The organism is Paenibacillus sp. FSL P4-0081 (genome assembly GCF_000758565.1).
In the GTDB taxonomy this organism is placed as follows: domain Bacteria; phylum Bacillota; class Bacilli; order Paenibacillales; family Paenibacillaceae; genus Paenibacillus_AQ; species Paenibacillus_AQ phytohabitans.
The window spans coordinates 5,695,685-5,721,433 of record NZ_CP009280.1 but is presented as its reverse complement, the minus strand read 5'-3'; the positions used below and the strand labels follow the sequence as shown (position 1 = coordinate 5,721,433).

22 protein-coding genes and 1 pseudogene are annotated in these 25,749 nt (G+C 46.5%); 20 read left to right on the top strand and 3 right to left on the bottom strand.

Annotated elements, in window-relative coordinates:
• Positions 1-247: 247 nt before the first annotated feature.
• Positions 248-1,138 carry a hypothetical protein gene (locus P40081_RS24645; protein WP_042138886.1) on the bottom strand — a complete coding sequence of 297 codons (891 nt, stop codon included), beginning with the start codon at positions 1,136-1,138 and terminating at the stop codon, positions 248-250.
• A gap of 486 nt (positions 1,139-1,624) precedes the next feature.
• Between P40081_RS24645 and P40081_RS37745 the strand changes: the two genes are divergently transcribed.
• From P40081_RS37745 to P40081_RS24550, 19 genes and pseudogenes are all read left to right on the top strand, one after another.
• A complete protein-coding gene (locus tag P40081_RS37745; RefSeq protein WP_042138885.1) occupies positions 1,625-2,509 on the top strand; it encodes a cache domain-containing protein in 885 nt (294 codons plus the stop codon).
• Positions 2,510-2,526: 17 nt separating this feature from the next.
• Positions 2,527-3,528: a sensor histidine kinase gene (locus P40081_RS37740; protein ID WP_081970079.1), complete on the top strand. Its 1,002-nt coding sequence runs from the start codon at positions 2,527-2,529 to the stop codon at positions 3,526-3,528.
• On the top strand, positions 3,525-5,102 hold the full coding sequence (locus P40081_RS24630) for a response regulator transcription factor (RefSeq protein ID WP_042138884.1): 1,578 nt from the start codon (positions 3,525-3,527) through the stop codon (positions 5,100-5,102). Before P40081_RS37740 ends, P40081_RS24630 begins: the two co-directional genes overlap by 4 nt.
• Before the next feature lie 46 nt (positions 5,103-5,148).
• On the top strand, positions 5,149-5,874 hold the full coding sequence (locus P40081_RS24625) for a hypothetical protein (RefSeq protein ID WP_156118679.1): 726 nt from the start codon (positions 5,149-5,151) through the stop codon (positions 5,872-5,874).
• A gap of 622 nt (positions 5,875-6,496) precedes the next feature.
• Positions 6,497-6,910 (top strand): annotated as a pseudogene (locus P40081_RS37735) (hypothetical protein); the annotation flags it as partial.
• Between the two features lie 13 nt (positions 6,911-6,923).
• Positions 6,924-7,322: a hypothetical protein gene (locus P40081_RS24615; protein WP_042138882.1), complete on the top strand. Its 399-nt coding sequence runs from the start codon at positions 6,924-6,926 to the stop codon at positions 7,320-7,322.
• A gap of 325 nt (positions 7,323-7,647) precedes the next feature.
• Entirely contained in the window at positions 7,648-8,958 is a 1,311-nt protein-coding gene (locus P40081_RS36610; RefSeq protein WP_052421975.1) for an S-layer homology domain-containing protein, read from the top strand.
• A 12-nt stretch (positions 8,959-8,970) separates the two neighbouring features.
• Complete coding sequence (locus P40081_RS24600) at positions 8,971-12,246, top strand: DUF5704 domain-containing protein (RefSeq protein ID WP_156118678.1); 3,276 nt, start codon at positions 8,971-8,973, stop codon at positions 12,244-12,246.
• A 38-nt stretch (positions 12,247-12,284) separates the two neighbouring features.
• Positions 12,285-14,381 carry an HNH endonuclease gene (locus tag P40081_RS39465; protein ID WP_052421973.1) on the top strand — a complete coding sequence of 699 codons (2,097 nt, stop codon included), beginning with the start codon at positions 12,285-12,287 and terminating at the stop codon, positions 14,379-14,381.
• A gap of 7 nt (positions 14,382-14,388) precedes the next feature.
• A complete protein-coding gene (locus P40081_RS24590; RefSeq protein ID WP_331281680.1) occupies positions 14,389-14,820 on the top strand; it encodes an SMI1/KNR4 family protein in 432 nt (143 codons plus the stop codon).
• 348 nt (positions 14,821-15,168) lie between these two features.
• Positions 15,169-15,453: a hypothetical protein gene (locus P40081_RS24585; RefSeq protein WP_197074263.1), complete on the top strand. Its 285-nt coding sequence runs from the start codon at positions 15,169-15,171 to the stop codon at positions 15,451-15,453.
• A gap of 4 nt (positions 15,454-15,457) precedes the next feature.
• Positions 15,458-15,736 carry a DNA/RNA non-specific endonuclease gene (locus P40081_RS39460; protein ID WP_052421972.1) on the top strand — a complete coding sequence of 93 codons (279 nt, stop codon included), beginning with the start codon at positions 15,458-15,460 and terminating at the stop codon, positions 15,734-15,736.
• Positions 15,737-15,872: 136 nt separating this feature from the next.
• Positions 15,873-16,349, top strand: a complete 477-nt coding sequence (locus P40081_RS24575) for a hypothetical protein (RefSeq protein ID WP_042138879.1) — start codon at positions 15,873-15,875, stop codon at positions 16,347-16,349.
• Positions 16,350-16,588: 239 nt separating this feature from the next.
• On the top strand, positions 16,589-16,714 hold the full coding sequence (locus tag P40081_RS39830) for a hypothetical protein (protein ID WP_269323106.1): 126 nt from the start codon (positions 16,589-16,591) through the stop codon (positions 16,712-16,714).
• Between the two features lie 116 nt (positions 16,715-16,830).
• Entirely contained in the window at positions 16,831-17,298 is a 468-nt protein-coding gene (locus tag P40081_RS24570; RefSeq protein ID WP_042138878.1) for a DUF6985 domain-containing protein, read from the top strand.
• A 105-nt stretch (positions 17,299-17,403) separates the two neighbouring features.
• Complete coding sequence (locus P40081_RS24565; protein WP_042138877.1) at positions 17,404-17,832, top strand: MarR family winged helix-turn-helix transcriptional regulator; 429 nt, start codon at positions 17,404-17,406, stop codon at positions 17,830-17,832.
• Between the two features lie 124 nt (positions 17,833-17,956).
• Complete coding sequence (locus P40081_RS24560; protein ID WP_042138876.1) at positions 17,957-19,435, top strand: MDR family MFS transporter; 1,479 nt, start codon at positions 17,957-17,959, stop codon at positions 19,433-19,435.
• 187 nt (positions 19,436-19,622) lie between these two features.
• Positions 19,623-20,924 carry a GntP family permease gene (locus P40081_RS24555; protein WP_042138875.1) on the top strand — a complete coding sequence of 434 codons (1,302 nt, stop codon included), beginning with the start codon at positions 19,623-19,625 and terminating at the stop codon, positions 20,922-20,924.
• A gap of 27 nt (positions 20,925-20,951) precedes the next feature.
• A complete protein-coding gene (locus tag P40081_RS24550) occupies positions 20,952-22,094 on the top strand; it encodes a glycerate kinase family protein (RefSeq protein WP_042138874.1) in 1,143 nt (380 codons plus the stop codon).
• Positions 22,095-22,726: 632 nt separating this feature from the next.
• Here P40081_RS24550 and P40081_RS24545 read toward each other — a convergent pair.
• Positions 22,727-23,755 carry a CdaR family transcriptional regulator gene (locus tag P40081_RS24545; RefSeq protein WP_081970077.1) on the bottom strand — a complete coding sequence of 343 codons (1,029 nt, stop codon included), beginning with the start codon at positions 23,753-23,755 and terminating at the stop codon, positions 22,727-22,729.
• A 195-nt stretch (positions 23,756-23,950) separates the two neighbouring features.
• Positions 23,951-24,886, bottom strand: coding sequence for a dihydrodipicolinate synthase family protein (locus P40081_RS24540; RefSeq protein WP_231575183.1), 936 nt, complete (start codon positions 24,884-24,886; stop codon positions 23,951-23,953).
• A 95-nt stretch (positions 24,887-24,981) separates the two neighbouring features.
• Here P40081_RS24540 and P40081_RS24535 point away from each other — a divergent pair, with 95 nt between their 5' ends.
• Positions 24,982-25,737: an IclR family transcriptional regulator gene (locus P40081_RS24535; RefSeq protein WP_042138873.1), complete on the top strand. Its 756-nt coding sequence runs from the start codon at positions 24,982-24,984 to the stop codon at positions 25,735-25,737.
• Positions 25,738-25,749: the final 12 nt, after the last annotated feature.

Here is a 25,749-nt window from a genome sequence, read left to right as displayed (position 1 = left end):
TTCTTGAAACAAGGAATTACGGTTATTTTATCGGGATTTCCTTCACTCTTTTCTTCTGCCATAAAACACTATGTCCGAGGATAAGTTCTCCCCTAAACGCTCATGTCATCTCCCAATAGGGCGCTCGTCGCAGTGGATTGGAACCTCATTCAGTGAAATTATTCAAAACAGATATAAAAAAAGGCCCACTAGTAATTTCTAGTTGACCTAATACAAAGGGGGTTAATTTGGAATTTTCTAAGAGTGATTAGTTACCAACATCAACTGTATCATATACCGTATAGCCCAATGGTACATTTTTTACAAGGGCTGTCACGGAAGTTTGAGCTACAAATTTACCTTTGGTCGCATCAATATCCCATTGTCCACTAACGCTCGTTTGACCGGCTGCAGGCCATGCTGGTGAATGATATGCTTGAGTACTGTTCATATAGTCATACCATAACGAAACGCCATCAGAAGGCCAGTTGTAAGCGATATTATAACGTAGGTTACTCACTCTAAAGTATTGTTGCGTTGTATGTGTAGAGAAAACCCATCCTTCCGACATTCCGCTAGATAGTAAGAAAGGAATGCTAGTCCCGCTTGCTAAAACATGAAGATCACTCGCTAGAAGACGAGAGTCGCTAAAAGACTTCTTTGCTGGCAATGTATGAATACTCTGTACGGATGATTCTAGAGTTTCGCTGTTTTCGATTTGTGCTTGTTGTATTGTTTGTTCCAGTTCCGCTTGGCTCACACTTTTAGAAATAACAAAACCAAAACTTTCTTCAACTGTTTGATTAATTGGTGATATTTTTGTATTTGAAATTACACCTGTAACAGAACCATTAGATTCGAGAAGGTTAAAAGAAACACCATCTGCAGTTTCAGTTGTAGCATATTTCCTTCCATTTTCATCCTTCCCGAAGCTTACAGCATCAATATCGTATTCTTTACCGTTTAGCTCGAAGCTTACAGATAACTTTTCTTTCTCTTGGATGAGTGCAATCTTAGATAAGCTTCCAACCTCACTTAAATCAACTTTACTGTAGGCAACCCCTTCATAAACTGATTGTTCTGAAGCAGCAGATGCGTTTGGACCAAAAGATAAAATCGTTACCATTAAAACGCCAGAAACAAATGATTTTAACCTCATGAAAACTCCTCCTAATTTCTTAAAATATATTAATGGAAAATAATTCATTTTACATATATATTGAATCAAATATTCCAATATATAGCAATGATTAATTAGTATATTTTAACAAAATTTCAGAGGCTGAAGAATATCTGGGCGAAGAAATGAAATACAACTATGATAAAACGATTACGGCTGGCGCGACAATCAGATAACGCAGATCTTGCTTTGTTCGGGGCAATCAAGCTACTCAGTTAAAGGTTATAAGTGGATGACAGCACCGCACATGTTAGCGGAATTGCTCCTAATGAACAGCTAGGCGTTAAATCTGCAGGAAACGTTGCGTTTTTTACAGGTGGGGAAGGAAAGAGCCGTGATTGGTGCCAGCATTAAACGAATATAACTAAAATTCTGCAACCCTGACTGAAATTTGCTGCCTTATGAATTCAAACATGATGAAATATAATTGAGAGAACGGAAGCTGTTGAAGAAAAGGGGCGGGAGATGGCCAGGGTTAGGAGCACAGCAGAGCAGCTTAAGAGGTGGTTTGCGGATCTATCCATCCAAATCAAGCTGATTGGGGCTTATATCGTGATTATTCTGGTTCCGGTTATTGTGATTTCCAACTATTTGTTTACCGGGTTCTATCAGAATACGATCCAAGACATCATCAAGGAGAATCGTTACCAGACCGATAATGAGAAACAAGAGATTATGAGCAAGATTGGAGTTATGGAGCAGTCAGCCATATTACTGGCTTCTGACAGGCAACTGATGGAATATGTAAGAATAGAATCGGAGCCTAAGGTATCAGAACTCATGCAGTTCCAGAAGTTTTCCTTCAACTCTCTGCTAAATATATTGTACATTAATCCGGAGATAGAGAGCATCCGCTTTTATGTGAAGAATCCCTGGATCAGTGAGCTTTGGCCGATCATATACCATGAAGAACGGATCACGGATATGCCTTTTTATTCCAGGGTCATTAACCGAAATGGATACCCTTTATGGGAGATTCAATCTGAAGATGCACTAAATCTGGACGATAATCCTACTGTAAACCCAAGCTCCGTAGTCTCCTTAATGCTCGAATTTAAACATGTTAATAATCAAAATCTCTTCCAGCATCTTGGAATCGTCAAAGTCGATATGCCCATCGGGAATTTCTTCAAAAAGGCTTATAACAACAGCATTGACCGTGATTCCCGGTTCTACATACTTGATCAGCAGGGCAATCTGCATGCCAACAGCACAGACCCGCTACCGGGATTGGATGAAGCTGATATCCAGCAGGCAGTTGCTAAGTACAAGCAAGCAGGCAAGTCATCATTGCTGCTCTCCTACAAGGGGAGGATTTCCTATACCTTGTTGAACATATCGATAAAATAAATGCAGAGCTTATCAATGTGATTTCATTACACACTACATATTCGAAGATAGATCAAACCCGAAACACCGTCATTGTGGTCATTCTAATCCTGCTGATACTTCTGGCCATTACAACCTTCTTCATGCAGTCCATCATACTGAACAAGCTGAATATTCTGCGGGACTCCATGAAACAGGTGCGCGGCGGTGACTTTGGCGTAGACATTGATGTCACAGGCGGCGATGAGATCGGAGAGCTGGCCCATCATTTCCGGCAGATGCTGAATACGATCAATGGAATGATCGCCGATGCGGTGAAGCGCAGCGCAGCCACGAAAGAAGCCGAGCTCCAGGCGTTGCACAATCAGATAGATGCCCATTTTTTATACAACACCCTGGAGAATTTGAAGATGCTTGCAGAGGTTGAGGGACAATATACCGTATCGGATGCGCTCACTTCCCTGGGCAGCATGATGCGTTACAATCTCCGATGGACAGGTGACCGGGTGCAGCTGAGAGATGAAATGGGTCATATTCAGCATTACATAGCTATTATGAGCATCCGTTATGATGAGAAGCTGAAACTTGAGATTGAGGTGGAGGACAGATTTTGGGATCACGAAATATTGAAGATGTCGCTGCAGCCTATTGTGGAGAATGCCTTGAAGCACGGAGTTTATTCTGCTCTGATGAGAAGTGACGGCCTGATTGTGGCTATCCATGCTTTTGAAGACGGGGATTTCTTCTATATTGAGGTCACTGACAACGGTATCGGAATTGCCGGGGATAAGCTGCAGGAGCTGAATCGTAAGCTGATTATGAGTGAAGAGGAATTCAATGCATTGCCCCGGGAGACGGCGGAAACAACGGAACTGAATAAAGGCAGCGGCATCGGGCTGCGAAATGTGAATCAGCGGATTCAGATGGTGTACGGTAATGAACATGGACTCCGGATAGAGAGCAAGCGGGGAAGCTATACCCAAGTGACCGTTAAGCTGCCTTTATTAACATCAGGTAGAGGAGGAACGCAGATTATATGAGAAAGCTCCTGATTGTGGATGATGAAAAGAATATCCGCCGCGGGCTCCAGGCCATGATTGAGCGGGAATATACAGATGTCTATGACATTCACTTGGCTTGCGATGCTTTTGAGGCGCTGGACATCCTGAAAGCTGTGAATATAGACCTTCTGATTACAGATATTCGTATGCCGGAGATGGATGGGATCGGATTAATAAAATCGATTCAAGACTTCCATCTGAAGCCTGTAATTGTTATAGTCAGCGGCTATGATGATTTCTCTTATGCCAAAGCGGCTATCCGCTATGAAGTGAAGGAATATCTGCTCAAACCGGTGATCCGCGAGGAATTGGCTGCTGCAATTAAGCGCGCTGAAGAGGAGCTTGGACGAAGAGAAGAAGTGATAGATGCACTGTCCGCGTCCTCTGAGCAGCGGGAGGAGTACATGGAGAGCCAGCTGAATTACTACGCGGGCTATCCATCAGCGGAGGCGGAAGAGGTTAGAGAGCGGCTGACCCAGCTGGAGCTGAACTGGATGGATCACGGTTTTCATGCAGTGATGATTAATTACGCCGGGGATTTGCAGGCACTAGGGTCGATGACCTTTAAGGCGCAGTTTCAAGCGTTAATAGAACAGCTTCAGCCTTCATTTCATTTTCGCTTTGTACGTTTTTTTGACCGGAATACGCAGGCTGTTATCCTGACGGAAGGGATGCATGCTGCCCGGATAGTAACCGGACTGCTGACGCAGGCAGATTCTCACCTGAACATCGCCGTAAGCGGGCTGAATTATGGGATGGAGAAGCTGTACTGTGCTTATGAGGAGGCGGTTGTTTCTTTGAAGCATACTTTCATGCTGCCCGCACCCGGTATCGTAACATTCGAAGAGGTTTGCCTTAAGGATAACGGCTATCAGGTGCCGGCAGATACAATCAAAAGGGTTGCGAATATGCTGGGTTCAGGGCGGGAAAAGGAGATGCTGGGCCTGCTGCATGAGATATTAGACGCTGCGGATATCAGCCCTAAGAAAATCGGGTATCTTGAGGAAATCAGCAGAGCCTTGAACGAAATTGTATTTGATCAAACCATTCAATTGTATGGAAAAGAAGAATCAACGGAAAGACAGCAACGGTACAGCAAGATTAGCGATTTATATCAGTTCAGCTGTTTCCGAGACTATTACCGTGAAGTAGAGAGCTTATTCCTGCTGCTGGATGGCAACCTCCAAACCTTGAAATCCGTGCAGATCGATAATAAAGAAATGAAGAAGGCGATCCAGTACATTCATGAGAACTATGCGCAGAATATTAATATGACCATTATTTCTAATCTAGTGTCCTATAACTATTCTTATTTCAGCCAGGCCTTCCGGGATTACACGGGAGAGAACTTTGTGACCTACTTGAAGAAGTACCGGATCGGTAAGGCGAAGCAGCTGCTCCAAACCACAGATGATATGATTTACGAGATCGCCAAGAATTCGGGGTTTGAGAACACGAAGAACTTCAACCGCGTATTTAAAGAAAGTGAAGGCGTGAGTCCGGTAGAATACCGTAATCAGCAAAAAGTACTGTCTGCGTCAATAGATCAATAGCCGAAGTGTTTACCATCCCCATATTGATAAGGAAGCAGGGATGATATTGTCTTCCAGGAAGCTTATCTTTAACGGAGATGAAGTCCAGCGCCTGCAGACCAGAATAGGTCATTTAAGCCAGGACACTAACCGGCTGTATTTGCAGCTGAAGGGCCAGTCCAGCGGCTGGGACGGGATTCCCCTGGGAGACCGCCTGGTGAAGGCCCAGGTCATGATCAATGAATTAACCGTAGAAGCAGAGAAATTGGAGGATATTATCCGGGTAGCCCTGAAGGGGGTCACAGGACTGCAAGAGGAGAATAAACGGCAAGCCGACAAGCTTACGCAGCAGTTTAGTCTTCTCGCGGGTGCATTCGGAAGCTTTGGGACACAAGGTCCTGCCGGGCGGATTTCCATTCCTGCCATTGTGCAGAAGAGTGTAGCGTATCTGATCATTTCTGTTACCGTCCTGCTGGGAAAGGATGAGCTGAATAACGATCCGGCAGTGCAGAAGCTGCGGAATATCATCCAAACGTCCGGGCTTTTGACCGTAGAGAGTATTGCGGCCCTAAGCAAGCTGAAGAATATCTTCGCGGCGCGGGATGGGATCGCGAAGGCGCAGATGGCCTTCAAGGTCTATGAAGCGTTCGGGAACAAGACGCAGATGGAGGCCGTCCACGTGCAGGCCGAAGAAGCACGCCGGAAGCTGGCTTCGCTGGGAGTAGGCAAGGTCCAATATGAAGCAGGGAAGGATCAGCGGCTATTTCAAGCAGCCGGCTGTCAAGGCCTGTGATTATGATCCGTCGATCACGGCGGAGAGTGTACCGCTCATACATAACGAAGAATATCTCCTGCTGCTGCGGATGGCGATGGAGAAGAGTGCCGCTGGAGCCTATGTGCGAAGCCAGTTGGAAGTGAAGCGGCTGCAGATTGAGGCGGCTGAACGTAAGTTGGCGCTGGATAGCAATACGGAAGCGAAGAAATATAACTTTGAGGAGTACAGCAAAACACTTATAGGAAACACATGGGTACTCAGTAAAAATGGCATAACAGACCAGGAGGCGGCGCAAGCATCCATAGCGTATCAGGAAGCCGTCAGGAATGGAGAAATCAAATCTAATCTGGACAATGTGCCCGTTGATATCATGCAGGAGCAGATTCTGGCAGCAAAAGACGGGACCAACTACTGGACCGGTGCGAAATTATCGAAGCTGCAGGCCTATGGTATAATCATTAGCAGTGTAGTCGCCAGTTTTCAAGGGATTGAAGGAATGCGCGGCAATGTAAAGATAAAGAGAAGCCTTCCGCTGAACCCCGGTGCGGGTGAAATATCTGCGTCTAGGGTGAAGAAGCTGAATGTTCCTTTATCTGAGGGGACGGGTGTAGGTTTTGGTTCGGTATCTAAAAAACTAGTTCAAATAATTCAAAACAGATATCCAAATGAAATTCAGCAAGGAAAGAATTTTGAATATGTTTTGGAGAATGGTCAAATTAAGATTCGAGATGGAATTAAAGAAGTTGACTTCATCATTGATGAAAATGGCAACTTAAAGGTTGGACGAGGACATTCTTATTTAGCTAATGGAGCTGATGTTCAAGCTGCTGGAAAACTAAAAGTCGATGCTAATGGAAATGTTAGAAAAATAACAAATGAATCAGGACACTATACCCCAACAGCTGAGCAAGTCAAAAACTATGAGCAAATATTTAATAGTGCTGGAATAAAGACGGAAAATGCATGGTTAGAAATATATCAATTAGAACTAACGAACAATGGTTATGTAGATTTAGGAAAATTAAAGAAAATACAATCAACTAAATTGAAATAAAGGAGTAAGTATTTTGATAAAAGTTACTCAAATGAATGAAGAAATTTTTTCAACAAATTTATCTAAAGCAGTTGATAAGATAAAAGAACTAAGGGGAATTTCAAGCAATATAGTTAAATTTGTTATAGAGCCTATGGAGGAGCATGGGAAAATGTTAGATGGTGGCGACGAAATGATGAAACGTCTTGTGTTATCTAAAGAGAATATTGGTGGTAAAAAACTATTATTAGAAGATGTTGTTGGGGTTTTAGGAGGGCTTTTTCCGAAAGCTCCTATATGGATTAATATATCTTTTATGGAGATAGAAGAGGATACCGCCATATTCAAATTGGAAACTAGTTTACGTTTTAGAAAACCAACATTATTAAGGAATGCTGAAACAGGTCATGCACCCTTTAACGTCATTGTGTAAGGTTTTTAATGATTTTTGTTTAATGGCTCAACTGGTCCATACAATACCCGTATAAAGACACATCAAATGGTTTAACTTCAAATCCTAAAAACGCTATTCCATTACAATGAACAGGTCCACTATGGTCAGATAACACCATGGTCGACCTGTTTTTTGTGTGGGAACAGAAGAGGAATCCTACATCTTTGGATAACTCTAAATGATATGGAAAATAAAGCCGATAATAAAAAGGCAACTTATATATCAAGTAATAAATTACATATGAAATATTGCTTTGCGGACGAAGCGTGAATGATCAATAAGATAGAAATGAGGAGCGGATATTATGAAAAAAAGACCTTTATTTTATTTATCCACAGCAGTTCTGGCAGTTAGTATATTTGCGGGTGTAGGCAACGCCGTACAAGCTGAGGCACCTGCAGCTGCATCATTTACGGATACGACAGGACATTGGGCAGAGGCTAGTATTCTGGCTGCGGTGCAGAAGGGCTATGTGTCAGGCTATCCTGAAGGAACATTTCAGCCGGAGAAAACGGTGAGCCGCTCCGAATTTATAGCTATGCTGGTTCGTTCCCTGGGGCAAGCCTCAGATACGAGTGTAACCTCCCCGTGGTATACCCCTTATGTTAAGGCAGCGACGGAATCAGGCTACTATGTAACCGGGGATTTCAGCTCAGATGATTGGAATGCGCCTCTAAGCAGACAGGAGTTAGCCAGAATTGCAGTGCATGTCATCGGGAAAACGGCAAAGGATAATACGGAATATATGTATATGGCGACCTCGAACGGGGTGTTATCGGGAACGGGAAACGGGGCACTGAATATAACAGGAACAACGACTAGGGCCCAAACCGTGACGGTTATTGAACGAATCTCACATATCTTACAAGGAGAAACACTTCCCGTGGATACATTGGCTGTGGCCAATGCGCAAGAAGCTATGAACGCTCCGAAAGACCCGTGGGGAAGAGCGGTCCGTACAACGAATCTCCCCAAAAATGCAAAGGATTTCCCATACATACTGGAAGAGTACCCGAATGAAATGTACGAGTTGGAGCTTCCCTTCAAGGGAATAACAGAGCCGGCATTTAAGATCAGCACGCCAGCAGAATTATATAAAACGGATACTCTTATTCAGAATAAGAAGGAAATGGAGAAATGGAAGGAAAATGCTGAGGCGTATTACAAGCTCCTTCTAAATGTAGATTACCGGACAATCAACGGGAAATGGGCTACGGACTTATATAGTCACAAGAATCAGTGGAATAGTGTTGGACTTGAAGAGGTCATGGATTATGTGGTATGGGCTAAAAAGAATAAAATTGTAACGGAGGGTTCACTTGTCGTTGAGCCTTCAATGATATTTCACTCAAGAATTGGCAGTTATTTCATCCGGGCAGAATTTTCTTTTAGAATTAAGGAATATACTGAATACAATGAAATTTTTGATGATATTCGTTTTAATAGTCACCAAGGGTTTGATAACCTCAAGGCTCTGGGGAAGTTTCAAAAGGGACAATGGTACCATGGTTATGCTGATATTGTTCTTGGTACAAATATACAAGATGGCATTAAAAGAGTATCTAGTAATGCAACCTTATTTAATTTAAGTACCATTATTCACAAAAAGAACTAAGGCGATAAATATATGACTATATCCAAGAGATTTTGCTCGAAAATCTTAATTATCCTTATATTCTGTTCATTTTTAATAAACATGTTTTCAACTCAAATTTTTGCAGCTAATGATGTGATAGTTGAAAGTAATGGTTCAATAACATTCAATACAACCGGCAAAGAGGCAACATCAGGAATAAAATATCGAACGGTTGGATTTACAGTCCATCGTTCTCCGGCATGTACAAATTCTCAATGTGATCCGCAATCAGGAACTCATGGTGAGATAAGGATTCAGCAAGTGGGTCCTGATGTACCTGTTGGGAATGGAGACGTCCAGACATTCTTTGAAGTTCCGGAAGAAATGGTATCTAAGGCTCTAGAAGATGCGGGTCTAGAAGATATTTCCTACGGTGGAACCATCTATCTATCTGCCATTTTCCATGTTCTGCACTATAGCAACAATGTACTTGTCTCAGAAAGTGGGGATTTTGTTGACCTTCAGCATATAAAAAATGCGGAGTCATGGGCAAGTCCCGGCGACTTCAGGCAATATTTCGATGTGCCTGTGCCGTATACTGCAAAGTTTCCTGTAACCTTAATGCTCAAAAAAAGTACAGGGCAGTTAATTTCTCAATCTGCTGTGGTCAATCCGGATGATCCATCACACAACTGGAAACCTGGTCAGACCATCACGGTTCCTCTTCAGGCAACACTTACTGGTGCAGATGGTAAAACATACAGATTAATTAAATCATACTTACAGTCTAAACATCATTTAAGCGATATGAACCATATTGTAACGGGTGTTATAGCCGAGCGTAACTTCACGACTTATCTCGGGGGAACCAACGTCATAGCCGTTTATGAAGAAGATGAGGGAACTCCTCCAACAGACCCGGCACCACAATGCAGCGTGGTAATTAATCCTCCGTCAAAAGGAACAGTCATATCAAATGCTGTACTTGACCCTGCAGCGTCAGGTGTTATTCGTGCAGACCACAGGGACGCCGAACAGTTTGATGTTACGCAGGGAATACCAACTACAGAGAGCCTGTATGCGAATGTACTGGCCAACAATTATCTTCATCAATATCAGTTTGTGAATATGACCGGAACCGTCACTTATACAATTCAGGTGCAGAAAACGTATAACTTGACTTGGACTATACCCGCCACTGCGGGTGTGCCTCCTGCAGCTGGAACCCCAGCCCAGCCGAAGGAACGCCCGGAAACCGTAACCAAGGATATAACCGTAACGAGGCCCTATTCTTATTGGCAAATCGACAATTTGGAGATCTACAAGCTTTCCAAATCGACGTTATCCAATTACGCGCTGCCGGGCGGTTCCGTACAATTGAATCCTGCCGGATATACAGAGCCTTCGCTTTCATCTGAATATAGTACGGACGTAGATGATCACGTAAGGCCATTTGCCTGCGAACCCATTAAATTGGATCCGGAAACGGTTTCCGGAACAACAATGGAGCCTCAAGTTCCTAACCAGACTGCCGCTTTCCAAAGTGAAGCAGAATCGAGTGTGGGCAAGAATACAGTGAATAATGATTCTGTCGTTTTTAATGAGATGACCATAATGGATCAAACAGAGGTACCGGAGTCAGCGCCTGCCCCATCCGCCTTACCCGCGCCAACTCAGATCGATCGGAATGTTCTATATGGCACGAATTATTGGATAGGGTCAACACTGCAGAACCGGGCGAATACATTAAGCTCCGGGTCCATCTATTACAACCTGATCCCTGGAAATGTGAACGGTGGCTCCGATAAAAGTTTTGCAATAAACGGCATTAATTCTATAACAGTTCATACTCCTGTGGTCAATTACTCTGTTATTCCGGATGACAACCGGCCATATGATCAGCGGATGTCCCCGGACTTGACAAGGACGGTGCTGATCCTGGACCGGCCGTTTACCGTTCATTTTACGGAGAGCGGGCAACATCTTAATATTCCGGGTTATGGCAGCAGAGATTACATGAAATATACCCTGAATAAAAGGATACAGTTTCCGTTTGGTGTGTTTGAAGGCAGCCAGTACTATCCTGAAGGCACCTGGATTAATATCCCTGTCGGAACACCAGAAAAGACTTTTACAATGCCGACTTGGGTGAATGAAGGCAATTATACCGTTCATACGCAATCGTGGGCCATTAACGGCACGCCTGCAGATCCAACCGGTCTCTGTGAACTGAACAGGAACGGAGATCTCAATAATTATTGCGCCTCAAATAGCTTTGATGTAGGTGTGGTAGGACGCCTGTTTGATTTTCGCATATGGGATATCGGGGACTTCAGGTTTGAGAAAGTGTTCCGTACCGCGATGGGAAGCACCGATCACAGCCCGGCCATGTACTACACAGGGGGGAACGATGAGAACGGAAACCCAACAGCCTTATATGGACACAAGCAATGGTTCCTGCCGATCCGCAAGGGCTCCCATCCGGCCGAGCAAAAGACGGTTCCGCATAACGGGTATTCGTTCTTATTTGATTTCCGGACTATAGGGAATTTGTGGGAGCCGGGTGAGGGGATCCGGATTGAACCTACATTTTGGTTTGTTGCAAAGAATGGGGGCTCACCGGCTCCTGTGGATCTGTACTATGATATCTCTGGAACTGCGAATAAAATGATCGGCGTTGGTTCGCCCAAGGACACTCTGAGTTATAAGCGCACCTATCGTCTGGCAGACAGCATGCGAAATGTTCCAACCGGCGAGCTGTCTACAGCGGCCAGTTATGAATACAACTATATTCTGTCGGATGCAGAGCGGGCAGAGACTTCATGGACCAAGTTCTATAGGCTATACCTGAAGCGTAAAACGACAATAGGGAACGGGTACAACCTGGAGATACTCCCTTTTAAATCCAGAACTTTAGTAGGTCCCACGGTAATCCCGGCCTCTGTGAATCCGGTTACGGCGGTACGGAGTGTACAGCATTGGTATGGAGAATATCATTTGCCGATTGCTCCTTACATTCTCCCTAAGGGCACTAGTATTGTTTCACTCGCCAATCACTATGGAGGAGCCTTGGACGGGCATGAGCCGGAGTTTTTAAGAGGGGGATATATCCTCGTGAAATTCGAAATTTATACGATAAAAAATGGCGATGCCAATACACGCATTCTCGGATATAAGGCACCGATTGCTAATATGTGGGCCATTGAAGGTCAAATGGCGGGGGATACCGATGAATTGGGGCAGATGTTTTCATTTTCCTCAGGGGATATCATAATGTTCGAATCAGACTATTCTGTACGGAATGATTATCAGGGACAGAGCAAATAAAGAGCAAATAAAATGTGGGGATAAGCGGGAGGGTGGACATGGCGTCAACGAAGCTTATATTTAACGAGAATGAAGTTCAGCGTCTGCAGACCAGAATAGGCCAGGTAAGCCAGGACACCAACCGGCTATATCTGCAGCTGAAGGGCCAGTCCAGCGGCTGGGACGGGATTCCCCTGGGAGACCACCTCGTGAAGGCCCAGGTCCTGATCAATGAATTAACCGTAGAAGCCGAGAAATTGGAGGATATCATCCGGGTAGCCCTGAAGGGGGTCACAGGACTGCAAGAGGAGAATAAACGGCAGGCCGACAAGCTTACGCAGCAGTTTAGTCTTCTCGCAGGTGCATTCGGAAGCTTTGGGACGTCAAATACTGCTGGGCGGGTTTCCATTCCAGCCTTTGTGCAGAAGAGTGTATCGCATCTGATCACTTCAGTTACCGTCCTGCTGGGAAAGGATGAGCTGAATAACGATCCGGCAGTGCAGGAGCTGCGGAATATCATCCAAACCTCCGGTCTTTTGACCGTAGAGAGTATTGCGGCCCTCAGCAAGCTGAAGGATATCTTCGCGGCGCGGGATGGGATCGCGAAGGCGCAGATGGCCTTCAAGGTCTACGAAGCGTTCGGGAACAAGACGCAGATGGAAGCCGTCCACTCGGAGGCCGAGGAAGCACGCCGGAAGCTGGCGTCCTTGGGTGTAGCCAAGGTTCAATATGAAGCAGGGAAGGATCTGAGCGGCTATTTCAAGCAGGCAGGAGTTAAGGCCTGTGATTATGATCCGTCGATCACGGCGGAGAGTGTACCGCTAATACATAACGAAGAATATCTCCTGCTGCTGCGGATGGCGATGGAGAAGAGTGCCGCTGGGAACTATGCGCGAAGCCAGCTGGAAGTGAAGCGGGAGGAGATCAGGATCGCTGAGGCTGTGAGGCAGGTCCAGGAGCAGATCGAAGCTGCAAGACGGCTAAACGGTCCGCCGCTGGAACTGCCGGATGGCACTCCGATTACCGCTAGCAACAAAAGAAATGAGACGACCTTTAACTATTATATAGAGCGGATTTCTGATCCCAAAGTAACCAATCAGGTGCTAGCCTATGAAATGTGGCTGGAAGACACGTACGGTATGACGGAATGGCGGAAAAAAGTCGTACAAGCGGACGCGGTAGTAAGCGCTTTTGGGGAAGGCTTGATCACAGAGGTCGTCATGGGTGTGGCGGATACGGCTACGTTTGCCTTCAAGCTTGTGGTCCACCCGGTCAAAACAACGACGGAGATGAAGAATCAAGCAGTGTATATCATGGAGCATCCGGAAGTACTGGTGGAAGCGGCCAAGATGGCTTATCATAATTTTAACGAAGGAACGCCAGAAGAGAAGGCAGCGATGCTGGGTTCGGTAGCGTCCATCCTGGTTCCGGGACTGCAGGTTACCAAAATCGGCAAAGCCGGAAAAGTGATTGGCGGGGTGGAAGACGTTGTCAGTCAAGCGGCGAAGGATGCTTTGAATGGGATCAAGCAGAAGCTCCCGGATCTGGGTCCGGTATTGCAGACGCCGGAAGGGCTGGCCTTCAAGGCAGGGGAAATACCCGATACCCCAGCTTTGCCGAAGACATCCGTGCAGCAGCAATATATTGATGCGATGGATGAAATGGGGGGTGGCAGTGGTAGGATAGAGGGCGTGGGTAAAAAGATAGGTAGGTTAGAACTGTCAGACTTCTCAGAAGAAATAATGGCGACAAAGCCTAAGTATGCTCGAATTCCTGAAAAATGGTATGCCAAAGGCGGACACATTTCTATTGATGAAAATGGAGTCTGGACGTACACTAACAAAAGTGGGGTGTCGGTAAGTTACCCAAATGGATTCCCTGATTTTTCTGAATATTTTCATCCTAATGTCAAGCCAGTAAAAATTGAGTATGCACAACCGAAAAACTATCCAAAAGATTATGAGGCAGCAAATACAGAGGCAGGACTTAGTAGAACAACTAACCCATCTGTACCTGAAAAAAATAAACCTCCAGAAGGATATACCTGGCATCATATGGAGGATGGAAATACAATGGTACTAGTTGAAAAAGATATTCACGACGAATTTAAACACATGGGCGGACAGTCCATTGTAAATGGGACAGGAGGAGATTAAGCTGGAGATGCAAGGGAATAATGAAGTTTTAACAGAATCAAGACTTCAAGACTTTGAAAGAATGAATAGGGTTCAACTTCCCCATCAGTATCGAGAATTTTTATTGAAATACAATGGGGGTTATCCCAAACCTTATTACTTTACCATCTCAAAAGAGCAAGGCATTGGTATGGTGAATATTTTTTATGGTATTGGTGAGATGTATGACAATTTAGAAAAGAAAATTGATATCTTTGACGATATAATAGATATAGGTTTTTTTCCAATCGCAGATGATTCGGGTGGAAATCAAATTTGTTTAGGTCTTACTGAAAAGTATTCTGGCAATGTTTACTTTTGGATTCATGATGAAGACCCCGAAGATATGAGTAATATGTATTTCATTGCTAAGGATTTCAAAGAATTTTTAGAGAAACTGTATGATGAGACAGAAGAATAATTAGATAATAATAGATGAATTGATTATGCAGAGGCTACCCAATGCAGAATGAATTCTTTATTCAACCAGTAACATACTTAACCCTTGTAATACCACAATAAAGATTTTTTTAATTCGCTTGTACGCACAGCAATGCTCGAAAAAATATAACCTAATTATCGCTAAAGCGTTACATAAACAGGTCGATTATGGTCAGATAACACCATGATTGGCTTGTTTTTGTTATGTTTGCTATTTTACGTTTTTTAGATTAATTGCAACTGTAGCGGACGCGGTAGTAAGAGCTTTTGGGAAAGGGTCCACCCGGTCAAAACAACAACAGAAATGAAGAATCAAGCGGTGTATATCATGGAGCATCCGGAAGTACTGGTGGAAGCGGCCAAGATGGCTTATCATAATTTTGACGAAGGAACGCCGGAAGAGAAGGCAGCGATGCTGGGCTCGGTAGCGTCCATCCTGGTTCCGGGACTGCAGGTCACCAAAATCGGAAAAGAAAGTAAAGTGATCGGCGGGGTGGAAGACGTTGTCAGTCAAGCGGCGAAGGATGCCCTGAAAGGGATCAAGCAGAACCTCCCGGATCTGGGCCCGGTATTGCAGACTGCCGAAGACATCCGTACAGCAGCAATATATTGATGCAATGGATGAAATGGGTGGTGGTGGGAGTAGGGTTGAGGGGCCGGGTGAAGTACCTGAAAAGACTTTTGCTGATAATCCTTTTGATGATATAGGGAAACTAATACCTAATGCGAAGTATAAGGCCGGTGAGCACCAATATAATTATGAAACAGATCAGTTGGGTAGAATTGGAAAGTTTAGTAAGGATGAGCTGAAATTAATGGCAAGAGTTGAAAGATTACCGCATGATGCAAATACACTAGGCAAAGTAACTGGAGACCATGAGGTCATTTGGCAGTAGACAGATTTGGAGGGTCACCAGAGATTGATAACCTTGTAAGGGAGATGACTTACGACCATCTAAATTTATTATAGATTACGAGATAGATGTAGAATTTTTTTCTAAGGATTTATTGAATTGAAAGGATGATCAATCAATGAATAAGGTGTTTGAAAATTTTTTTAGTGAATTGCAAGCGGATATGGTCTCTATATGCTTGGAGTATGTTAGTAATAATGCTGATACAATATTTATCTATTGCTCATTTGAGGAAAAGGTCATTTCCAGTGATTTTTTCTTCTTGATTAATGGGAAAGTTGTTAGAAAAAACAAATTAAATGATGCTTTGGAAAAAGATGAAAATGAATTTCAATATAATACATCTGTAGACCGGCAAAGAGGAGTAATGAAAATAATAAATGGAGACATCGAAAAAATATATAAATTATGCAATGAGTACAACAGAGAAATGCCAACTGAAATTAAACTAGTTTACAAAGTAGATAAGAATAGTCTTAATGCTGAATATAAATATGATTTGATACATACTAATGATCCTGTTAAAACTGCAGATGACATTTCTATGGAATGGTTTGAACAAATTAAAATGGGACTAACTAATAATAAAGTCTGAACCCAATGATTTTGTTTCTTTTTTGGAAGTGACTAACGTTGGTCACCGAACTGCCTAATTGCAAATGAAACAGAAATTATGTTCATTCAATTAGGAGGAAGAGTCAAGTTATGACCTATGTCAATTACTTGAAGTATTCTTTTATAATGAAGAAAGTATCGCTATTCTGTTACACAGGACAGGTCGATTATGGTCGGATTCTACCATAGTTGACCTATTTTTAGTTACCGGAATATAAGATGAAATCTGATGAAATGGGTGGTGGAATTAGTAGTAATGGACCTAAAGCAAGAGCTGCGAATATTAAACAAGCAGATATAAAACTGGCTAAGCAACTTAATAATTCATCTGAGTTGGCTAGTTAATTATTAATTTGGGTTAACCCAGGAAAAAACTTGTGTCATCTGAAATTAATAGCAAATTTGAACATGAGCTTTTGAACCAGGCGAATTTGCAAATAATTAGAAGGGGGATTTCTCAAATGAATATAAATGATTCGGTGTTTGGCGAGCTCGAATATGATTATGTTTGGACTACGAATACAACTATTGATTTTCTTGGAAATGAAACCGAAATATCACTCATGGTTAAAGGGGATGAGGAAGGTGAATTTGATGAAGAACAGTATTTGGCATATCAATTCTTAATAAATAAATGGGAGCAATTGCAGCGAAATTTCTTGCAGCCAATTTTAGAATATTATCAACAAAAGCGGGTTGAACTAGGTTATGATATTGCTTTTAATGAGGATTATCCCTTAGTTGAAACAATGGAGGAACTTCTTGAGATGATTATTTTGGAAGGAATTGTTGTTCCATATGGAGATGTAAGGGAAGGACGAGATATTGGAATTCTATTTAAGTGTACATGGGATCAGGAGAATGGCCTGGGGCTTCGTTTATTGGATGAAGCTGTAATTGATGTTGGATATCAGGATGTTGTTATTTAGCAGCAAAGTAATCGGAATGGGGAGCATCTATATTTTTTGACGGCGCTACCTCTCCTGCTTATAATGAACAAATATAATGCAGCAACAACGACGGGAGACGCGGGAATGGAGCAATATACGGAAGACATAGGGTATATCATGTGGAGAGTCACGAACAATTGGCAAAAGTTAATGAAAGCTGAGTTGCGGGAGGTGGATCTGACACATGTCCAGTTTGCGCTGCTGCGGTCCTGCCATGCACTGAATGAGCGGGAGAGCGCGTCCGGTGTGACGCAGATTCAGATTGCCCACAATTCTGATATCGATCCGATGATGGCTTCAGAAGTACTGAGGACATTGGAGAAAAAAGGGTATATCAGCCGTGTGCCGCATCCGCAGGATACCAGAGCCAAGCTGATCTCACTGACCGAATCCGGTGTAGCTGTTATGGAACGTGCCAGCCGGATAGTTATGAGCGCGGACCAGATGTTTTTCTCCAAGCTGGGGCCGGATATGCATGATTTCATTGCCCGATTAAAGATGCTGTCGACATAGACCTGGAATGAATTTGCCAAAAGAAAGGTTAAAGAAAAACCTTGACTCTATTTAATAAGTGAACATATAATAAGCGGGCATATAGATAATATGGATAGGCAATTCGAGAGGAGAACGTTAGTACATGAATGAGGCATCACAAATCAAGGTGAAATACAAGGTAATCCCTGTGCTCGTAGCGCTATTACTGGGGGGATTCATCGGTCTGTTAAGTGAGACCATGATGAACGTGGCCCTGCCGGTGCTTATGGCGGAGTGGAATCTTTCCGCTTCAACCGCACAATGGATCACCACAGGTTACATTCTGGTCATCAGCATCATTATGCCGGTCTCAGCCTTACTGCTGCAGTGGTTCACAACTAGAAAATTATTCGTGACTGCCATCAGCTTATTTATGCTCGGAACCTTGGCCGCAGGACTTGCCCCGGGCTTTGGGATGCTGCTTATCGGGCGTTTGGTTCAGGCAGCGGGTACCGCAATCTTGATGCCGGTCATCTTCAATACGATCCTGACTATTATTCCACCCGCCAAACGCGGGGCGGCTATGGGTATGGTAGGTCTCGTGATGATGGTAGCTCCGGCGCTTGGACCTACCGTGTCCGGGCTGATCATCGACAAGCTGGATTGGCACTGGATGTTCTGGGTGCTGGTTCCTTTCCTGGTGATCGACTTTATTATCGGGCTGCTTAATATTGAGAACGTGGCAACGATCACCAAACCGAAGATTGATATTTTGTCGCTTGTCCTGTCCACCATCGCCTTTGGAGGTATTGTATACGGGCTTAGTGTTGTGGGCGAAGGAGACGGAGGCTGGGGCAGTCCGAAGGTTATTGCCTGCCTTGTTATCGGACTTGCAGCGCTCTTACTGTTTATCTTGCGCCAGCTCACGATGAAGCAGCCGATCATGAATCTGCGGGCGTTCAAATATCCGATGTTCACAGCAGGTACGTTGTTTATTGTTATCGGCTTCCTGACGATCTTCGCTACATCGTATTTGCTGCCGATCTTTATGCAGGGCTCACTGAGATTGTCAGCGCTGTATGCCGGACTGCTCATGCTTCCCGCAGGGCTGGTCAATGCCATACTGTCCCCTATTATCGGACGGAGCTTTGATAAAGTCGGCCCCCGGGTACTGGTTATTCCGGGTATGATCATTCTGTCCGCTGCCATGTGGATGTTCACCAGCGTTGACGTAAATACTCCAGTCTACATGATCATTCTTATGCACTGCTGCATGACAGTAGGTCTTGCGCTTACCCTGATGCCTGCGCAGACGAACGGGCTGAATCAGCTGCCTCGGGAACTGCATCCGCATGGTACAGCCATCATGAATACCCTGCAGCAGTTAGCCAGTGCAGTCGGGACAGCTCTGATTGTAAGTGTGATGACTGCCGGCCAAAGTACTTACATCAGTACTCATTTGGATACCGCAGCAGCGGATATGGGATCACTAAGTCTGGCGGCAGGCGTGCATAATGCGTTCATTCTGGCGGCAGTCATCACGCTGATTGGTGTGATTGCCGGGTTCTTCGTGAGACGGAGTATCGTTCACAGCCATGCTGCACCACAGCCGGATACGGCAAGACGACAGACGGCTTCCTAATATTCGAGAGTTAATAAGGGGATTTCCGGCATTTGCCGGAGGTCCTCTTTTAACAATGGAGTACAAATATAGCGGGTTTCTATTGGTCACTTGCACAATGCATTTCGTCCGATCATCAATATTCTTTTGCTCCCCTAAGACCTTATAATGAGAGCGTGTTCAACAAGTACTTAGGGGGATATTTGAAATGGAAGGATTAATCATTGATTGGTACGGAGCACTGGCAGGACTGGCAATTGCCATTATTCTGATCCTTAGAAAATTGAATCCGGTATACGCACTGTTCCTGGGAGCCATTGTAGGGGCGCTTATTGGCGGAGCCAATCTGGAACAGACAGTAAGCGTTCTTGTAAGCGGTACACAAAGTGTAATGGGCACGGTTCTGCGGGTGCTGGCCGCCGGAATCCTGGCTGGTGTCATGATGGAATCGGGTGCAGCTGAAGCAATAGCCCAGGCTATTGTGAGAAAGTTCGGCGGGAGCAAAGCGATCCTGGCGCTGGCGCTGGCGACGATGGTCATCACGGCCATGGGGGTTTTCATTCCGGTAGCGGTATTAATTGTGGCTCCAATTGCTCTATCGGTCGGTAACAAGATGGGGATTTCCAAGGTAGCGCTGCTGCTGGCACTGTCGGGCGGAGGGAAGGCCGGGAATATTATCTCCCCGAATCCGAATACCATCGCAGCCGCACGGGGCTTCGACCTGGATTTAAGCCATGTGATGCTGGCGGGTCTGATCCCGGCCGTCTGTGGATTGATTGTAACCGTTATCCTTGCCTCAGTGCTGAAGAAAAAAGGTATAATGGTTACCGCTGAAGAAGCTGCTAACGGTACCGACACTGCGAATACAGCTGTTTATCCGCCGCTCAGCCGAGCAATTGTCGCTCCTCTGGTTGCGATTGTCCTGCTGATGATTAATCCAATCGGTTCGATCTCCGGGATCGAAGCACTGGCCAGACTTAAAGTGGATGCGCTTTATATTCTGCCGCTGGCCGGAATTATCGGTATGCTGGCGATGGGGCAGGGGAACAAGGTTCTGCAGTATACTTCCTCCGGTCTCAGTAAAATGACTGCCACCGTCCTGATCCTGATCGGGGCAGGCGGAATTGCCGGCTTGATCTCTGCTTCGGATTTATCGAATCAGGTGGTTCATCTCATTGAGCTGTCCGGAATCTCCGGCACGTTCCTGGCGCCGATCTCCGGTATTCTGATGGCTGCGGCAACCGCGTCCACCTCCACCGGTGTTATTGTGGCGACCGGCTCCTTCGGACAGGCCATTCTGGATATGGGCACGGCTCCGCTGGCGGCAGCCGTTATGGTCCATACCGGGGCGACGGTCATCGACTCGCTGCCGCAGGGCACTTACTTCCACGTTACTGCTGACAGTATGAAGATGACGATCAAGCAGCGTATGGGGCTGATTCCTTACGAGGCGCTTGTCGGCGGAACGATGACGATTGTGGCTACGCTGGTTTACGGATTTTTATTCTAATACCAATATCATATACGGGGTGTGGAAATGAGAGAGAAAACCTTTGTACTGGCACCGGATTCTTTTAAGGAGAGTATGACTGCGAAGGAAGTCTGTCTTGCGATGGAGAGCGGACTGCGGAAGATTTATCCGGAAGCGGCTTATATCCATGTTCCCATGGCAGACGGCGGAGAGGGGACGGTACAGTCTCTTGTCGATGCTTCCGGCGGGGAGATTCATTATAAAAAAGTCGTGGGGCCTCTGGGACAGCCGATTACAGCGAAATACGGAATTCTTGGCGACGGAGAGACTGCGGCGATCGAAATGGCTTCTGCCAGCGGCATTCAGCTGGTGGACAAGGCGGACCGGAATCCGCTGATCACAACGACTTACGGTACGGGTGAACTGATTCTGGAATGTCTGGAACGGGGAATCCGCAAAATTATCATCGGCATCGGCGGGAGTGCGACCAATGACGGCGGCGCAGGCATGGCCGAGGCGCTGGGTGCGAGATTCATCGATGAGGCGGGGGAGTTGCTGCCGCGCGGCGGCGGTAGTCTGGGCCGGCTGAGCAGCGTCGACATCAGCTCGCTTGATGCAAGACTGCAGCAGGTTCAGCTGATTGTGGCCTGTGATGTGACGAATCCGCTCTGCGGCGATCACGGGGCATCGGCGGTATTCGGCCCGCAAAAAGGCGCTACACCTGAAATGGTGCAGCAGCTTGATGCCAATCTCGCTCATTATGCGGCGGTGGTGAAGCAGCAGCTTGGCAAGGATGTGCGGGATCTTCCCGGTGCCGGTGCGGCCGGCGGTCTGGGGGCAGGCCTTATGATCTTCACGCAGGCCACACTCCAGAAGGGGATCGAGATTGTGATTGAATACACGGGTCTAGGCCGGAAGCTGGCGGATGCGGACTTCGTATTTACCGGTGAAGGCGGAATCGATTTCCAGACCAAATTCGGCAAAACACCGTATGGCGTAGCCCGTACCGCCAAGGCAAACGGCAAGAAGGTGATTGCCTTGGCCGGCTACATCGGCGAAGGAATTGAAACGCTGTATGCAGAAGGTATCGACGCCATCTTCGGCATAGTCCCGGGCGCTTCCAGCCTGGAGCAGCTGCTGGCCGAAGGCCCGGCCAATGTTGAGCGGACCTGCGAGAATATTGCGAGGCTGCTGAAGCTTAGCGAATAGTGAAGCTGGGCGGTTAGTGTAGCAAGGTGAATAGTGGAGCTGGGCGAATAGTTGAGTTGGGAGAATAGTGGAGCTGGGGGATTAGTGTAGCTGAGTGAATAGTGCAGCTGGGCGAAAAGCTGAGTTGAATTGGATTGAGTTGAGTCTGATTGAATAGCCCCTGGGATAATTCCCAGGGGCTATTGGTTTTGTATAGTGGAGAGTAATCTTAGGCAGAGGTGAAATCCTGCACGAAATACAACATTATTCCCGTGATATCGGGTCTAATCACAGATTGTTGTATGAAATGCAACATTTCCCCGTGTATTGGCGGGTAAGCGGAGAAATTGTTGTATTTCATACAACAATCGTTACGAAACCGCCTGAATTTACGCTTCCGAGTTGTATTACGTACAACATTTGGAAACGCGGGGCAGTAATTCAACGCACGGGAGGCCCCGCAATCCGCACCCGCCCGCACCCGAGCCCGAGCACCCGCCCGCCTACACCCGCATCCGCCCCCTCGCACCCGCACCCCGCCGACGGACCCGACCGCCTGCCCGCACTCGCGCACCCTCCCGCGCACACCCTCCCGCACCCGCACCCTCACCCGCACGCACCCCCGCCAGGACATAACAACACGAGAAGCTGCTCTACTTATAAAGCGCCAGCAGCTCATACGTAAGCTCGAAGAGCTGCAGCAGATTCCTCGGGTCTTTGCCGGTAATACTCTCGATCCGCTTCAGGCGGTATTGCAGAGTATTGCGGTGAATATTGAGATGATCCGCCGTTTGCGAGACGCTGCAGTTATGGTTGATGAAGCTTCTAAGTGTCTCCAGCAGATCGGCGGTATCCTCCAGCTTGATCGCCCTGCCGGGTTTGTCCGACAGCTTCGCATGGCTGAGCTTCACCAGAAATTCAGCTTCTTCGAAGGTAATGGCTTGTGAAGCAGGCTTCAGTGCAAGCAGTATACCCAAGGCCGATTTGGCCTGGCGGTACCCTTCGGCAATGCTGGGTTCCAGTCTGCCGGAGGCCAGCAGCAGGAGCGGCTGGTTATGCAGCAGCTCTGCAATCAGCGGGCTGCAGTCGGGACGGTTCTGGATCAGCAGCAGCCAGGTATCTTCATCCAGCTGGAAGGACGGGTAACGCAGCAGGAGCTTCGCAGCATCCTTTTCGGGATTGAAATGCTTGAGATAGAGTACCGTAGTCTTCAGCAGCAGATCAATATTGTAGGCAGCAGCTTCTTTTCTTAATTTCTGGGAATACGCTCCCTGATGGGTGAGCAGCATTTCCAGCATAGCCTTCTTGCGGTTTGCCTCATTCGCGAGATTCTCCAGCGTGTTCCGCTGTTCGATGAGCAGGGATACCGTGGTTCTTACGATGTTGCAAAAAGGCCGGACTTCCTCAGGGCTCCCGGAAATCCCGATCACACCAACGCGGGTGTTGCCGATGACAATCGGTTCGTTGGTCCCTTTTTTCTCATACAGACCATCCTCCAGCACCTCGACCATTTGCCCGGTGGACAGTGCTTTGACTGCCCCCTGGTGAACGGTGCCGACCCGTTCTTTCTTTCCGCTGCCGACAATAATCCCCTGATGATTCATGATGTTGATGTTATAAGGAATATCCATCATCATTTTGTCTACAATTTCCTGCGCCTGCTTCTCGGATAGCTGAAACAACCGGAATTTCCCCCTTCGCCGTGCCCGGATGGCTGCCTAGGCAACCTCAGTCTCTTCCATTGTGCATCTGAACAAAAGTATAGAGCATTCTGCACGGAGAATAAAGACTGAACCGGTGTGCCGGATCTAAGGGGGCGGCCAAACGGCCCAGGCAGAGTAGCGCAGCCATGTTTTACGGATTATGCGGACTATGGACTAGATAGAGACTTGGGAGATTCCCGCCCGGTTGAAGATCTCTTTCAAAGTAACCTCCTTGTCTGCGTTCCAGGGATTTGCGGGTGCAAGACAGAAGGTGGACACCGGCACACCAGCCAGACGAATGGCTTCTTTTATTGAAGGAATGAAGGGATCATCGATACCATACAGCGGAGGGATCTCTATGATTCTCCGGTGAAACTCAAGCACCTCTGCCATATCATTCTTCAGGAAGCTGCTGAGTAACCCGAGCATCAGCTGCGGTGCGAAGTTGGCACTGGCGGCAATCGCCCCGTCTCCACCGGCAGCAAGCGTAGGCAGCAGATATTCATCGAAACCGCAAAATACCGAGAAGTCCGGTTTAACCGCCTTCACCTGCATAATCATCTGCCGGATATGGCTGAGCTGGTCTACGGTTTCCTTAATTCCAGTTACATTTGTATATTTGGCGGCAAGGCGGCTGACGAAGGCCGGACTCAGATCCTGTCCAGTCAGCGCCGGGAAGTTGTACAGCATTAGCGGCACATCAACGGCTTCCAGAATAGAGGCATAATGCGAGAACAAAGCCTCTTCGCTAAGCTTGTAATAATAAGGATTAATGACAACGATGCCTGTCGCCCCTTGCTCCGCAGCATGCTTGCTAAGGCGGAGGGTCTCTGCTGTCGTATTGCTGCCGGTGCCAATCCATACGGGAAGACGGCCATTCGTGTATTTAACGCATACCTCAGCGATTTCCTCGCGCTGCTCGGTGCTGAACAGGCTGAATTCTCCGGCTGTCCCGAGGAAAAAGAGTCCCTGAACCCCTTGCCGGATCAGGCTGTCGATTAGCAGCTTCATTCCGCTTGGGTCGAATTTTCCGGATTGATCCAGAATCGTCGGAACCGGGGGAATGATGCCTGTATGATGCGGTCTCATGGTCATGTTAGAAATTTTCATTTTATTCCGCCTCCAGGTTTGTTATTATAAACATAAGATTATTATAGTGAACTAAGAGAGCTTAATCAATTGATTTATGAGAGGGGAATGAAGGTTTGGACCGGAAATATTGGGTTCCAGCTTTAGAACGGGCCGATCTGATTCTTACGGCAATCTCCAGGAAGCCCGGAGAACATAAGATGACCGACCTGTGCGATGAAACGGGCATTAACAAAAGCTCCATGTTCTCGCTGCTGCGTACAATGGAAACCCTGCAATGGGTGGTGAAGGATGACAGGGAGGCTTACGCGCTGGGGGCTGGGGTTTCCTACTATAATACGGTTTACAACGAATCGCTTAAGCAGAATACGAATCTGGTGGAGCGCTTCCTGGCAGGCTCTGCACAGAGCGTCAGGGTCATCGGGGAAACCTTTCAGTTATCGGTTCTTGACCGGGATGAGATTATCTATCTGGCCAAGCAGGAAGGGCCCTCCCTTGTGAGGCTGGAGTCCAGTCCAGGGATGCGGTTCCCGGCACATGCGACCGCTATGGGCAAGATGATGCTGTCACTTCTGCCGGACGGCGAGCTCATAAGACGTTATTCCGGCAAAACCTTAACTGCGGTTACGTCGCACACGTTGACGGATTGGGCGGAATTCACGGCTGCATTGTCTGAGATTCGCGAGGCCGGTTACGCAGTGGACCGGGAAGAAATTATTCAGGGCATCAGCTGCGTGGCTGCGCCGGTTCTGGATGCTGCGGGAAATGCCGTTGCCGCTGTAAGCACCACGATGCTGCAGCATGCTTTTGCCGATAAACAGGAGGCTGCGGTCCGGGAAGTGATAGAGCTGGCGAGGAAACTATCCTTGTGATAATCGTCTGGG